Source organism: Microbacterium thalassium (assembly GCF_014208045.1).
In the GTDB taxonomy this organism is placed as follows: Bacteria; Actinomycetota; Actinomycetes; order Actinomycetales; family Microbacteriaceae; genus Microbacterium; species Microbacterium thalassium.
In genome coordinates this window covers 765397-778358 of sequence record NZ_JACHML010000001.1, presented here as the reverse complement: position 1 = coordinate 778358, position 12962 = coordinate 765397, and the positions used below count along the sequence as shown (strand labels likewise).

14 protein-coding genes and 1 tRNA gene are annotated in these 12962 nt (G+C 71.9%); 10 read left to right on the top strand and 5 right to left on the bottom strand.

Features of this window, described 5'->3' with window-relative positions; translation table 11 throughout:
• Window positions 1-3: 3 nt before the first annotated feature.
• The 7 genes from cobA (at window position 4) to HD594_RS03680 (ending at window position 5865) form a co-directional block, all read left to right on the top strand.
• Window positions 4-795: a uroporphyrinogen-III C-methyltransferase gene (cobA, locus tag HD594_RS03710; protein WP_184749672.1), complete on the top strand. Its 792-nt coding sequence runs from the start codon at window positions 4-6 to the stop codon at window positions 793-795.
• Window positions 792-2171 (top strand): FAD-dependent oxidoreductase, encoded by a 1380-nt coding sequence (locus tag HD594_RS03705; protein ID WP_271171291.1) that lies wholly within the window; start codon window positions 792-794, stop codon window positions 2169-2171. The genes cobA and HD594_RS03705 overlap by 4 nt, the downstream gene beginning before the upstream one ends.
• Window positions 2168-3124, top strand: coding sequence for an NAD(P)/FAD-dependent oxidoreductase (locus HD594_RS03700; RefSeq protein ID WP_184749671.1), 957 nt, complete (start codon window positions 2168-2170; stop codon window positions 3122-3124). The genes HD594_RS03705 and HD594_RS03700 overlap by 4 nt, the downstream gene beginning before the upstream one ends.
• Window positions 3125-3143: 19 nt before the next feature.
• Window positions 3144-3455, top strand: a complete 312-nt coding sequence (locus tag HD594_RS03695; RefSeq protein WP_184749670.1) for a DUF2470 domain-containing protein — start codon at window positions 3144-3146, stop codon at window positions 3453-3455.
• 55 nt (window positions 3456-3510) lie between these two features.
• On the top strand, window positions 3511-4167 hold the full coding sequence (locus tag HD594_RS03690) for a biliverdin-producing heme oxygenase (protein WP_184749669.1): 657 nt from the start codon (window positions 3511-3513) through the stop codon (window positions 4165-4167).
• A gap of 151 nt (window positions 4168-4318) precedes the next feature.
• Window positions 4319-5116: a FadR/GntR family transcriptional regulator gene (locus HD594_RS03685; protein WP_184749668.1), complete on the top strand. Its 798-nt coding sequence runs from the start codon at window positions 4319-4321 to the stop codon at window positions 5114-5116.
• Window positions 5113-5865: a cache domain-containing protein gene (locus HD594_RS03680; RefSeq protein WP_184749667.1), complete on the top strand. Its 753-nt coding sequence runs from the start codon at window positions 5113-5115 to the stop codon at window positions 5863-5865. The genes HD594_RS03685 and HD594_RS03680 overlap by 4 nt, the downstream gene beginning before the upstream one ends.
• A gap of 1 nt (window position 5866) precedes the next feature.
• Here the strand turns inward: HD594_RS03680 and dcd are convergent, their stop codons facing one another.
• On the bottom strand, window positions 5867-6472 hold the full coding sequence (gene dcd / locus HD594_RS03675) for a dCTP deaminase (protein ID WP_184749666.1): 606 nt from the start codon (window positions 6470-6472) through the stop codon (window positions 5867-5869).
• Between the two features lie 114 nt (window positions 6473-6586).
• Here dcd and nhaA point away from each other — a divergent pair, with 114 nt between their 5' ends.
• Both nhaA and HD594_RS03665 read left to right on the top strand, forming a co-directional pair.
• The gene (gene nhaA, locus HD594_RS03670) at window positions 6587-7885 is read left to right on the top strand and encodes a Na+/H+ antiporter NhaA (RefSeq protein WP_184749665.1); all 1299 of its coding nucleotides are present in this window, start codon (window positions 6587-6589) and stop codon (window positions 7883-7885) included.
• A gap of 74 nt (window positions 7886-7959) precedes the next feature.
• Window positions 7960-8033, top strand: a tRNA-Gly gene (locus HD594_RS03665).
• An 18-nt stretch (window positions 8034-8051) separates the two neighbouring features.
• Here HD594_RS03665 and HD594_RS03660 read toward each other — a convergent pair.
• The 4 genes from HD594_RS03660 to HD594_RS17650 all read right to left on the bottom strand — a co-directional run bounded on the left by HD594_RS03660 (window position 8052) and on the right by HD594_RS17650 (window position 11847).
• Window positions 8052-8228, bottom strand: a complete 177-nt coding sequence (locus HD594_RS03660; protein WP_184749664.1) for a hypothetical protein — start codon at window positions 8226-8228, stop codon at window positions 8052-8054.
• Between the two features lie 31 nt (window positions 8229-8259).
• Window positions 8260-9132: an EamA family transporter gene (locus tag HD594_RS03655; RefSeq protein ID WP_184749663.1), complete on the bottom strand. Its 873-nt coding sequence runs from the start codon at window positions 9130-9132 to the stop codon at window positions 8260-8262.
• A 10-nt stretch (window positions 9133-9142) separates the two neighbouring features.
• Window positions 9143-10414 (bottom strand): serine hydrolase domain-containing protein, encoded by a 1272-nt coding sequence (locus HD594_RS03650; protein WP_184749662.1) that lies wholly within the window; start codon window positions 10412-10414, stop codon window positions 9143-9145.
• 65 nt (window positions 10415-10479) lie between these two features.
• Entirely contained in the window at window positions 10480-11847 is a 1368-nt protein-coding gene (locus HD594_RS17650; RefSeq protein WP_184749661.1) for an ATP-dependent DNA helicase, read from the bottom strand.
• A gap of 44 nt (window positions 11848-11891) precedes the next feature.
• Here HD594_RS17650 and HD594_RS03640 point away from each other — a divergent pair, with 44 nt between their 5' ends.
• On the top strand, window positions 11892-12962 hold the full coding sequence (locus HD594_RS03640; RefSeq protein WP_184749660.1) for a hypothetical protein: 1071 nt from the start codon (window positions 11892-11894) through the stop codon (window positions 12960-12962).

Genomic DNA, 12962 nt, shown 5'->3' with positions numbered 1-12962 from the left:
GACATGACCGAGACACAGGGAATCGTCCAGCTCGTCGGAGCAGGACCCGGCGACCCCGGGCTCCTGACGATCCGGGGCCTGCGCGCCCTCGAGGCCGCCGACGTGATCGTCGCCGACCGCCTCGGCGCGCGCAGCGTCCTCGACGGGCTCGCGGCCGACGGCATCCGCCTCACCGCCGACGTCGTCGACGTCGGCAAGCGCCCCGGCCACCACGCCGTGCCGCAGGACGCGATCAACGCGCTGCTCGTCCAGCTCGCGCGCGACGGAAAGCGGGTCGTGCGTCTCAAGGGCGGCGATCCCTACGTGTTCGGGCGCGGCGGCGAGGAGCTCGCGTTCTGCCAGGACGCCGGCATCCCGGTCGAGGTCGTGCCGGGCATCACGAGCGCGGTCGCGGTGCCCGCGATCGCCGGCATCCCGCTCACGCACCGCGGAGTCACGACGACCTTCACCGTCGCGACGGCGCACGACCAGATCGCCGGACTCGGTGGCGGGCGCGACCACACGGTGGTGCTGCTCATGGGCGTGGGCACGCTCGCGAACTCGGCCATCACGCTCGCCCGCGGCGAGCGCGGCGCGGACTGCCCCGTCGCGATCGTCGAGGACGGGTACGGCCCCGGCCAGCGCGTCACGGTCGGAACCCTCGCCACCATCGCCGGCCAGGCGGCCGCCCGCGGCGTGCGCTCGCCCGCCGTGGTCGTCGTCGGCGACGTCGTGCGGCTCAGCCCGTACGCCCCCGACGCGCTCAAGACCCTCGATCTCGCAACGTTCGACCCCCTGAAAGGCCCCTCGCTGTGACCATCTCGCCCCTGAACCTCCGCGTCGCCATCATCGGCGCCGGCCCGGCCGGCATCTACGCCGGCGACATCCTCACCGGCGCCGTGCGTGACGCCGGCGGCGACGTCGCGATCGACCTGTTCGAGTCGCTGCCGGCGCCCTACGGCCTCATCCGCTACGGCGTCGCACCCGACCACCCGCGCATCAAGGGCATCGTGAACTCCCTCCACGAGATGCTCGATGCCGGGACGACGCGCTTCATCGGCAACGTCGAAGTGGGCCGCGACATCGCCCTGGACGAGCTCGCCGAGCGCTACGACGCCGTCATCATCGCCACCGGCGCGATCCGCGACGCGCGACTCGACATCCCCGGCGTCGGGCTCCCGGGCTCGTACGGCGCCGCCGACTTCGTCGCCTGGTACGACGGCCACCCCGACGTGCCGCGGGAGTGGCCGCTGGATGCCGCATCCGTCGCCGTCATCGGCAACGGCAACGTCGCCCTCGACGTCGCACGCGTCCTGGCGAAGCTCCCCGAGGACCTGCGGACCACCGAGATCGCCGACAACGTGCTCGCGGGCCTGGAGGCCTCCACCGTCACCGACGTGCACGTGTTCGGCCGCCGCGGACCCGCCGACATCAAGTTCACCCCCATCGAGCTGCGCGAGCTCGGCGAGGTGCCCGGAGTCGACATCATCGTGCACGACGAGGACTTCGCCGACGCCGACCCGGCGCGGGCGAAGACCAACCAGCTCAAGGTCATGCTGCGGGTCCTGAACTCGTGGCGCGGCCGGGAGCGCACCGACGCGACACGACGACTGCATCTGCACTTCCACCACGCGCCCGTCGAGATTCGAGGCGCAGACCGGGTCGAGGGCGTGCGGTTCGAGCGCACCGCCCCGAACGGCGACGGCACGTTCACGGGCACGGGCGAGTTCCGCGACATCGCGGTGCAGCAGGTGTACCGCGCGGTCGGGTACTACGGCACGCCGGTGCTGGGGGCTCCCTTCGACGCGGCGCGCGGCGTCGTGCCGAACGTCGAGGGCCGCGTGACCGGCGACGACGGCCACGCGATCGCCGGCCTGTACGCCACCGGCTGGATCAAGCGCGGGCCGGTGGGGCTCATCGGGCACACGAAGTCGGATGCCATGGAGACCGTCGCCCACCTCGTCGCGGATGCCGCGGCCGGGCGCCTCGCTGCGCCGAGGGCGGCCGGCGACGTGGTCGACCTCCTCGCGCAGCGCGAGGTCGGCTTCACGACGTGGGACGGCTGGCGGGCCCTCGACGCGCACGAGCGCGCACTCGGCTCGGGGCACCGCCACACGCGGGAGCGCGTCAAGGTCGTCCCGCGCGACGAGCAGGTGGCGATCTCACGGGCGGGAGCGCTGATCGAGTCATGACGCACACACCCTCGCCCGCCCACGTGGAGGTCGTGATCATCGGCGGCGGTCCCGCGGGGCTGTCGGCCGCACTCAACCTCGGACGCGCCCGCGTCTCGGTGGCCCTCGTCGACGCGGGGCGCCCCCGCAACGCCGCCACCCTGCGCTCGCACGGGTTCCTCACACGCGACGGCGTGCCGCCGCTCGAGCTGCGCAAGATCGCCCGGGCCGAGCTCGCGCAGTACCCCACGGTCCGGATCTACGACCGCACGGTCGCCGCCGCCGTCATCGAGCAGAGGACGGATGCCGGCGGCCGGTTCGCCGTCGCCCTCGCGGGCCGCGGCGCCGACACCCCGCCCGCGATCGCGGCACGCTCGGTGCTGGTGGCCACGGGTCTGCGCGAGACGCTCCCGGCGATTCCGTCGCTGCGCTCCTACTACGGCATCTCGGTGTTCAGCTGTGCGGCGTGCGACGCGTGGGAACTGCAGGATCGGCCGCTCGCCCTCATCGGCGAGACGCCCGACCTCGCGTCACGCGCACGGCTGCTCGCCCGGTGGACCGATCAGCTGACCGTCTTCACGAACGGATCGGATGCCGTCGACACCGTGGCGGAGGCCGAGCTGACGGCATCCGGCGTCGCGGTCGAGCGTCGCGCGATCGCCGACCTCGAGGGCGAGCGCGGTCAGGTGGCGGGCGTGCGCCTGGCCGACCGCGACATCGTGCCCGTGACGGGCGGATTCGTGCGCCCGCTGTGGGATCCGGCCCTCGACTTCCTCGCCGGCGTCGACGTCGAGCGCGACGCGGACGGACATCTGATCGTGGACCGATCGGGCCGCACCGACATCCCGGGTCTCTACGCGGCGGGCGATGCCGCGGCGCCCGGGCCGCAGCAGCTCATCGTCGCGGCCGGCCAGGGCGCCCGCGCCGCCGCGGTGCTCGTGCACGATCAGGTGGGCGTGACGACCGCGCACTGACGGGACCTATCCTGGGGACATGTCCACCGGGTTCGACGACGCCGTGACCGCTGCCGTCCTCGCGCACATGAACGGCGATCACACCGACGACAACGTGCTGATCGCGAGGGCGTTCGGCCCCGAGGCCGACGTCGTCTCGGCGACGATGACGGGACTGGACTCCGAGGCGGGCACCTGGTCCGCCACGGGCGCCGACGGCGTCGTGCGCGAGGTCGTCGTGGCCTGGCCCTCGGGGCCGATCACGCAGCGGCCCGAGATCCGTCGCGAGGTCGTGGCGCTCTACGACGAAGCCTGCCGCATCCTCGATGTGCCGGCTCGCCCGCACGGCTGACACGGCCCACCGCATCGCCCTGGTTAGGTGACCCTAAGTGTCCTAGGATCGGGCCATGGACAACGCTCCGATCCCGTTCTCGTCGGCGCTGCGCGCACGATCCCACGCGGCCCACTCGTCGAGCGAGTCCGCCGGGTTCATGGCCGACCTGATGTCGGATGCCGGCACGCGCGACGACTACATCGCGCTGGTCGCTCAGCACTGGTTCATCTACGAGGCGCTCGAGCGGGCCGCCGAGCGGATGCGGCACGACCCGGTCGCCGCACCGTTCATCTCGGACCGGCTCACGCGTCTGCCCGCGCTCGAGGCGGACCTGACCTTCCTGATCGGCGCGGACTGGCGGGACCGCATCGGCCCGCTGCCGACGACGCGTCGCTACACGCGCCGCATCGACGAGGTCGGCGCCACCTGGGCGGGCGGCTTCGTCGCCCACCACTACACGCGCTACCTCGGCGACCTGTCGGGCGGCCTGTACATCGGCCGCGTGATGTCGCGCCGGTTCGACTTCGAGACCAACGGCATCGGCTTCTACCTCTTCGACGAGATCGCCGACCCGGCCGCGTTCAAGGATGTGTACCGCGCGCAGCTGGACGCGGCGCCGTGGGACGAGCAGGAGCGGGAGCGGGTCGTCGAAGAGGTCCTGCTCGCCTACCGGTTCAACACCGAGCTGTTCGGCGACCTGGCCGACGACAAGGCCTCCCGCGTGGCCTGACGTCCCCGCGCCGATCGCCCGCCATCAGCGACCGACGGTCGTGCGTCCGCGAATCATCTGGATCCAGATGTCCGGATCGCCGATCGTGTTACGTTCATGATGCGCGAGGCCGAATCCTCGCTCCCCGCCAGCGAAGCCCTCGAGGAGACGCATGCCGCAGGCGACCGGCCGCATCGACGCCGCCCGCGCCGTCGTGTTCGCGCCGCTGGATCCGACGGGGCGGGCGGAGCTGGTCGCGCAGCGGCTGACCGACGCCATCGTCAGCGGCGTCCTGCGCGACGGCGAGCGACTCCCCAGCGAGTCCGAGCTCTCGCGCAGCCTCGGCGTCGCGCTCGTGACCGCCCGCGAGGCCCTTGAGATGCTGCGCGATCGCGGGCTCGTGCTGACGCGTCGCGGCCGCGAAGGGGGCAGCTTCGTCACGTTCGACCGCGACTCCACCCCCCACGTGCACGAGGACCGCCTGCGGGCTCTCAGCCGCATCGAGCTGCGCGACCTCGCGCTGCATGTCTCGGCGATCGCGGGCATGGCCGCCGAGGCCGCCGCCGACCGCGCGAGCGAGGACGACGTCGCCGCGCTCCGCCGCATCGCCGAGGGGGCGGATCTGGCGACAGCCGGCGGCGCGCGGCGCGCGACCACGCGCTTCCAGCTCGAAGTCGCGGCCATCAGCCAGTCGCCGCGTCTCGTGAACGAGGAGGTGCGACTGCAGGGCGAGGCCGGACCGCTGCTGTGGCTGTGCCTGCGCGAGCAGGAGTACCGTGACCGCGGAGCACGCTCCCGCGAGCAGGTGATCGCCGCGATCGCCGACGCCGACGCCGACGCGGCGCGGGCGACGACGATCGCCCAGATCGACGGGGCGTTCCGCTGGCTCGTCGAGGAGCGCTCGCGCCTGGAGCATCCGGCCGGCGAGGTGCCGGCATCCACCACTGCCACGAAGGAGGGCACGCCATGACGACCGTCGACGCACGCGCCGCGGCCGCAGCCGCCGCGGGGGTCGCCGCCCGGTTCGACGAGATCTTCGCGATGATCGACGGCTGGCGCGCCGGGCTGGCCGGGAGTCTCGCCGGAGACGCCGCGCTCACGACCGTCGAGCTCGATCCCCTGGTCGCCTCGTTCGCGATTCCCGCCGTCTCCGAGGAGACCCTCGTCACCGGCGCGGGCTTCGTCGCCGCACCGGGAATCCTGGCCGACGCCGCGTACCACCTCGCGTGGTGGCTGCGCGAGACCGCCGCCGACCGTCCCCCGCGACGCCTGCAGGCGGTCGAGGATCCGGCGAACGAGCTCTTCCGCGACTACACCGCGCTGGAGTGGTGGCGCGTCCCCGCCGAGACCGGTGCCCGGCACCTGACCGGGCCCTACGTCGACTACGTGTGCACCGACGACTACACCGTCACGATCACGATCCCGGTCGTCGTGGGCGGCACCATGGTGGGCATGGTCGGAGCCGACGCGCTCGTCGACCGGCTCGAGCGGGAGCTGCTCCCGGTGCTCGGATCGGCGCCGGGGCCGGCGACGATCGTCAACGCGTCGGCGCGGGTCGTCACCTCGACCGACACGCACCGCGAGCCGGGGTCCATCCTGCGCACCCCGGGGCTGGCCGAGGCCGTGCGGCATCCGTCCGTCGAGCCGGTCGCGATCGGAGACGGATGCGAGGTGCTCGCGTGCGGCGACACCTCGCTCGCCCTCGTGGTGGGCTGCTGACTCAGGCCCCGCGCGACCCGGCCTCGGTCACGCCGACGTCGGTGCGATGGAAGCTCTGGAACGACCGCGAGGCCGTCGGCCCCCGCTGCCCCTGGTAGCGATTGCCGTAGGGCCCCGAGCCGTACGGGTTCTCGGCGGCCGACGACAGCCGGAAGAAGCACAGCTGACCGATCTTCATGCCCGGCCACAGTTTGATCGGCAGCGTCGCGACGTTCGACAGCTCGAGGGTCACGTGACCCGAGAAGCCGGGGTCGATGAAGCCCGCCGTGGAGTGGGTGAGCAGGCCCAGGCGACCGAGCGAGGACTTGCCCTCGAGCCGCGCGGCGACGTCGTCGGGCAGCGTCACCTGCTCGAACGTCGACCCCAGGGCGAACTCGCCCGGATGCAGGATGAACGGCTCGGCCGGATCCACCTCGATGAGGTGCGTGAGGTCGGGCTGGTCGACCGCCGGGTCGATGAAGGGGTACTTGTGGTTGTCGAACAGGCGGAAGTAGCGGTCGAGCCGCACGTCCACGCTCGACGGCTGCACCATCGCGGGTTCCCACGGCGCGATGCCGATGCGGTCCGCCGCGATCTCGGCGCGGATGTCACGGTCGCTCAGCAGCACGGGTTCAGCCTAGCGGCGGCGATGCCCCGCGCACCCGTCTCCGCGCGCCGCCACGTAGGCTTGACGGGGCATCGGCCCGCTCATCCACTCGCGAACGCACGACCGGAAGCACTCATGACATCCCCGAACACCCCTGGACCGCGCGGACTGCGGATCTTCCCCGTCAGAGTCTCGCGCGCGGAGGCGGCTCGCGTCGCCGAGCTGCTGCGCAAGGAGACCGTCGGCGGCATGCTCCTGGTGGGGATGGCCGCGATCGCGCTGATCTGGGCGAACTCGCCGTGGGCGGAGTCGTACTTCGCGCTGCGCGACTTCGAGATCGGCTACGAGCCGTGGCACCTCCAGCTGAGCCTCGGCTCGTGGGCGGCGGACGGCCTGCTGGCGGTGTTCTTCTTCCTGGTGGGCCTCGAGCTCAAGCGCGAGTTCGTCACGGGTGACCTGCGCAATCCCAGCACCGCGGTCGTGCCGATCATGGCCGCCATCGGCGGCGTCGCCGTCCCCGCGCTCATCTACATCGGGATCGCGTCGCAGGGCGAGGGCCTCACCAAGGCGTGGGCGATCCCGACGGCCACCGACATCGCGTTCGCCGTCGCCGTGCTCGCGATCATCGGGTCTCACCTGCCGAGCGCGCTGCGCATCTTCCTGCTCACGCTCGCCGTCGTGGACGATCTCATCGCGATCACGATCATCGCGGTGTTCTACACCGACCACATCGAGATCGTGCCGCTCGTCGTGTCGCTGGTCGTCATCGCGGTGTACGGCGTGCTCGCCTACCGCTTCCCGCACCTGTTCAAGAACCGCCCGTTCGCCGCGTGGCTGATCCTGCTCCCGATCGGCGTCGTCGCGTGGGCGTTCATGCACGCCTCGGGCATCCACGCGACCATCGCCGGCGTCGCGCTCGGCTTCATGATCCCGGTCCGCCCGCCCAAGGGAGCGGATGCCGACGAGCACGGCCTCGCCGAGGAGTTCGAGCACCGCTTCCGCCCGCTGTCTGCCGGCTTCGCCGTGCCGGTGTTCGCTTTCTTCGCCGCCGGCGTCGCCATCGGCGGCTTCGATGGACTGGCGTCGGCCCTGACGAGTCCGCTGACCCTCGCGATCATCGCGGGTCTGGTGGTCGGCAAGCCCATCGGCATCGTCGCGACCACGTGGCTCGTCGCCACCGTCACCCGCGTCAAGCTGGACCCGAGCCTGCGATGGATGGACCTCATCGGCGTCGGCATCCTCGCCGGCATCGGCTTCACCGTGTCGCTGCTGATCGCGGAGCTCAGCTTCCCGTCGGGCAGCCAGGAGTACGACCACGCGAAGGTGGCGATCCTCGTCGCCTCGCTGATCGCCGCCGTGCTGGCCGCCATCGTGCTCGGCGCCCGGAACCGCGCCTACAAGCGCGCCGAGGCGCAGGCGGCCGCCGAGGCGTGACCCGGCGCCGGAGTGGCGGAATCGCCGACCGGCTGGGGTAAGGTAGCAGGGTCGCCGGGCACGCCCGGCGCCTCGGGGCTGTAGTTCAATGGCAGAACTTCTGCTTCCCAAGCAGACAGCGCGGGTTCGATTCCCGTCAGCCCCTCCACACAGCAACCGCCTGGCGTCAGCCCCTCCAGTGGTCTTCGTCCGCCGCCGGATCGTCAGCCAGCGGCAGCCGGATCGGGCCGGTCGGCGTCAGGATGTCGTTGCACCTCGTGCACTCCCACGCTCCGTCGACCTGGGTCATCGGCGCACCGCAGCCGGGGCAGCGGGGCTGCGTGTCGGTGGGTGCGTCTGCCATCCCCGCGAGCGTACACCCGTCACCGGGAGCTTCAGCCCAGCGGTTCGGCGGCGCCACGGGCGGCCCGCGCCGACGAGCGCACCGCCCCGATGCTCGCGGCGATCACCAGGGCGATGCCGAGCACCTCGAGCCACGACAGGTGCTGGCCGAGGAGCACGAATCCGGCGAGCGCGGCGGTCGCGGGGGCGAGCGACATGAGGATCGCGAAGGCCGCCGGCGCGAGCCGACGCAGGGCCAGCAGCTCCAGCGTGTAGGGGATCGTCGACGACAGCAGCGCAACAAGCGCACCGATCGCGACGAGCGGGATATCGAGCAGCGCCGCACCGGCATCCGCCACTCCGAACGGCACCGAGATCAGCGCGCCGATCGACATGGCCAGCGCGAGCCCGTCGAGGCCGGCGAACTCCCGCCCGACCCGCGCGGCCGCGAGGATGTAGCCCGACCAGCTCGCCGCCGCCCCGAGCGCGAACAGGACCCCGAGCGGGTCGAGCCGGTCCCATCCGCCGCCGAGAGCGACCACACCGGCGAGCGCCAGCACCGCCCAGAGCCACGCGGACCGGCGCCGGCTCGCGATGATCGACAGCACGAGGGGGCCCAGCACCTCGATCGTGACCGTCACGCCGAGCGGCAGCCGCTCCAGCGCGAGGTAGAACAGGCCGTTCATGGTGGCCAGGACCAGCCCGAAGGCCGCCACCGACCGCCACGCGGCGCCCGAGTGCCCGCGCACGCTCGGCCGGGCGATCACGAGCAGCAGCAGAGCCGAGAACACCAGGCGCAGCATCACCATGCCCAGCGGCCCGACGCGTGGGAACAGCAGCACGGCCAGCGACGCGCCGATCTCCTGGCACGCCAGGCCGACCACCACGAGGAGGACGGCCGTCGGCGTCCCCGACCGCGGGCTCACCGCGGTCCGGTCACTCGGAGCCGCCGCAGATCGCGTTGTCGGCGATGCGCGCGTGATAGTCCTCAGCGGTCCACGGCAGGCCCGCCGTGGGGATCTCTCCGCCGCCGGCGGCCTGCGCCTTCGACGCGATGGCCGCGAGCTCCCACGACAGCGACCTCACCTGCGATGCACTCGCAGCCGAGTTGTTCAGGACCACCGCGACGGCGAGGCCCGACTCGGCGTCGGCGAACACAGCGGTGAGGTACCCGGGCACGGAGCCCCACGATCCGATGAGCGTTCCGGCCTGGAAGGCGCCCCCTGCGTACGAGTACCACGACGGCGCCGACGAGCTCGTCGGGTTCGGGTCGTCGAACCGGTCCGTGCCCGACGGCATCAGCGTTCCGGCCGCCAGGGCCTGCGCGTAGCGCCCGAGGTCGGAGATGGTCGAGATCACGCCCGAGTCGGTGTAGCCGATGCTCCCGGACATATTCGTGAGGTCGACCGTCTCGTCGCACACCCAGTCGCCGTCCGCGCGCGCGAACCGCAGTCCGTCGAGCAGGTCGAGATCGCTCGAGGGGACGCCGACCTCGAGATAGGTCGATTCGAGTCCGAGCGGTCCCGCGACGTACTCCTGGATCAGGTCTTCGGCGCTCTTGCCCGTCGCGCGCTCGAGCGCCAGCCCGAGCAGCAGGTATCCGGCGTCGGAGTCGCGGTAGATGAGTCCGGGGTCGGAGGTGCGCTCCGCACCGAGGCCGAACGCGGCCAGCTCCTGCGGCTTCCACGCCCGCTCCGGGTTCGACAGCCACATCGCCAGCAGCGACGACGAGTAGTACCGGCCGATGCCGCTCGTGCTGTCGCACAGCTGCTCGAGCGTGACGTCGCCGAGGTTCGCGACGCCGCCGACATAGGTCGTGACGCTGTCGTCGAGGCGGACCGTGCCCTCCTCTGCCAGCTGGTAGAGCACATCGCAGGTCATCGCCCGCGTGATCCGCCCGGCCTTGAAGGACATGTCGGGGTCCACCGCGGGCCCGTCCGTCGTCACCGTGCCGAGCCCGGCGACCCAGCTGCCGCTCCACGGCGCCCACACGCCGACGATGGCGCCGGTCGACCCGGTCGCCTCCATCGCCGCCGTGACGGCGGACTCGAGCTGCGTGCGCGTCTCTTCGGGGAGATCCCCGGTGACCTGCTCGGGGACGTCGATCGGAACCGTCGGCTCACCGGAGCACGCCGAGAGCCCGAGAGCGAGCGCGACGACGGCCGCGACGGCCGCTCCGGCGCGGCCTCTGGCGATTCGACGTGGCATCCCACCCCCCGGTGATCGTGCCCCTCGATTCAAACACACGTCGCGCCCTCCGGCCGATTCCGCGGTCATACCGAGGCCCCGCGGGCCTCGGCCATCCAGCGCCGCACGTCCGCGTCGACGCGGATGTCGCTCGGCCGCAGCGGCCGCGACAGGTACAGCCCGTCCAGCGACGTCAGCCGCGACAGGGCGACGTAGGTCTGGCCCGGGGCGAACGCGCCGGACCCGAGATCGATCACGGCGCGGTCGTAGGTCTTGCCCTGGGACTTGTGGATCGTCACCGCCCACGCCAGGCGCAGCGGGAACTGCGTGAACTCGGCCACGATCTCGCGCGTCAGCGACCGCTTCCCCGCGTCGTAGGCGTAGCGGAACCTCTCCCACACGGCCGGCTCGACGTCGACGTTCTCGCCGTCGATCTCGACCCGCACCGACCCGCCCGCGATGCGCGTGACGGTGCCGATCGTGCCGTTGACCCAGCGCGGCGGCTCTCCGAAGTTCGACGCGTCGTTGCGCAGGAACATCACCTGCGCGCCGACCTTCAGGCGCAGCTCGGCGTCGGCGGGGTAGGCCGCGTCGCCGCGTCCGAAGTCGCCGTTGATCTCGGCGTTGGCGGTCTGCAGGCGTCCAGGCAGGGCGTCCAGGTGCCGCCGGTTGATCGCGTTGACGATGTCGTTGCGCGTGGCGAGCGTGATGATCGGCGGCTCGCCGTCCACGGGCTCGGGCGGGGTGCGTGCGCCGGTGTCGTTGAGCACCTGCGCGATGTCGGCGGTGACGCGCCCGTAGCGGACGGCGTTGAGCATCTCCTTGAACGCCGGATCCGACTGGCGGTGGATGTCGACGAGCTCGCGAACGTGCAGCTCGGCGCCGTAGCGGCCCATCTCGAGCAGCGCCGGCGCCCCGTCGTCGCTGCGCTCCCCCGCCCACACCTTGGCGTCGAAGAACCAGAAGGACCGGTAGTGGTCGCGGATGTAGCGCATCTCGTCGCCGCGCGGCGGCACCGGCGCCAGCTGATAGGGGTCGCCGAACATGACCAGCTGCACGCCGCCGAAGGGCTCCGACCGCCGCCCGCGGGCCTGGCGCAGCGACCGGTCGATGGCGTCCATGAGATCGGCGTTGACCATCGAGATCTCGTCGATGACGAGCGTGTCGATGGCGTTCAGGATCTTGCGCGTCGCGTCCGACTGGTCCAGCTGGCTGTCCGCGATGAGGCCGATGGGGAGGCGGAACAGCGAGTGGATGGTCTGGCCCTCGACGTTGAGGGCGGCGACGCCGGTCGGTGCGCACACCGCGATCTGCTTCGACGTGTTCCAGGCCAGGTGCTGCAGCAGCGTCGACTTGCCGGTACCCGCCCGGCCGGTCACGAAGACGTGGTCCCGCGTGTCCTCGATGAGCCGATAGACCGCCTCCTGCTCGGGCGAGAGAGACGAGACGGCCACCGGTTCATGCTACTTCCCAGCGGGCGTTTCCTAGACTTGCGGGCATGGATCAGCCGAGTGCGAAGACGGGCGCGCAGCGCGTGCGTCGTCGGTCGCTCGCGCTGGATCTGACGCTCATCGGCGTCGTGTTCGTCGTCCTCGCCGGTGCCCTGTGGGCGACGGTGGGCGCCCTCTACAGCAACCTCTACAGTCCGTCGGCGTTCGTCAGCCGCTACGTCGGGCTGCTGGCCGACGGCCGCGCCGCCGACGCACTGGCCGTCCCGGGGGTCGCGGTCGACTCGGTGGACCTCGAGGCTGCGGGCCTGCCGCAGACGGCATCCGACGCTCTGCTCCGGCAGGCCGCCCTCGGGCCCATCACCGACGTCGAGATCGTCAGCGAATCGACGGACGAGGAGTCCGGCATCACGACCGTCACCGTCTCGTACCGCGCGTCGGGCTACCCGGGCACGACGACCTTCTCGGTCGAGCAGGACGGCTGGATCGGCCCGGCTCCCACCTGGCGCTTCGCCCGCAGCCCGCTCGCGGTGATGGATCTCACCGTCGGAGGCTCGATGACCTTCGACGTCAACGGCTTCACGATCGACAAGCGCCAGGTCTCGGTCGACGGCGTCGAGGCCGACCCCGCCGCGTCACTGCCGCTGCTGGTGTTCACCCCGGGCATCTACTCCGTGTCGGTCGACACGTCGATCTCGTCCAGTTCGGGCGTCGCGGTGCTGTCGGACAGCCCGTTCCGCGACATCCCCGTCTCGATCCAGGCGCGCGCGACCGAGCAGTTCGTCTCGGTCGTCCAGGAGCGCGTCACCGAGTTCCTCGACGGCTGCGCGACGCAGGAGGTGCTGCAGCCCACGTCGTGCCCGTTCGGGTACGTCCTGCAGGACCGGGTCGTGTCGCTGCCCTCGTGGTCGATCACGCTGCATCCGACCGTCGAGGTCGTCCCGTCCGGCGCCGATTGGTCGATCCCCGGAGCCGAGGCCGTCGCGAAGCTCGAGGTCGACGTGCAGTCGCTGTTCGACGGCACGGTGTACCACCTGTCCGAGGAGGTGCCCTTCACCGTGACCGGCAAGATCACCGTTCTCGGGGACGGCAGCGTCTCCATCGCGGTCGGCGGTCCCTGA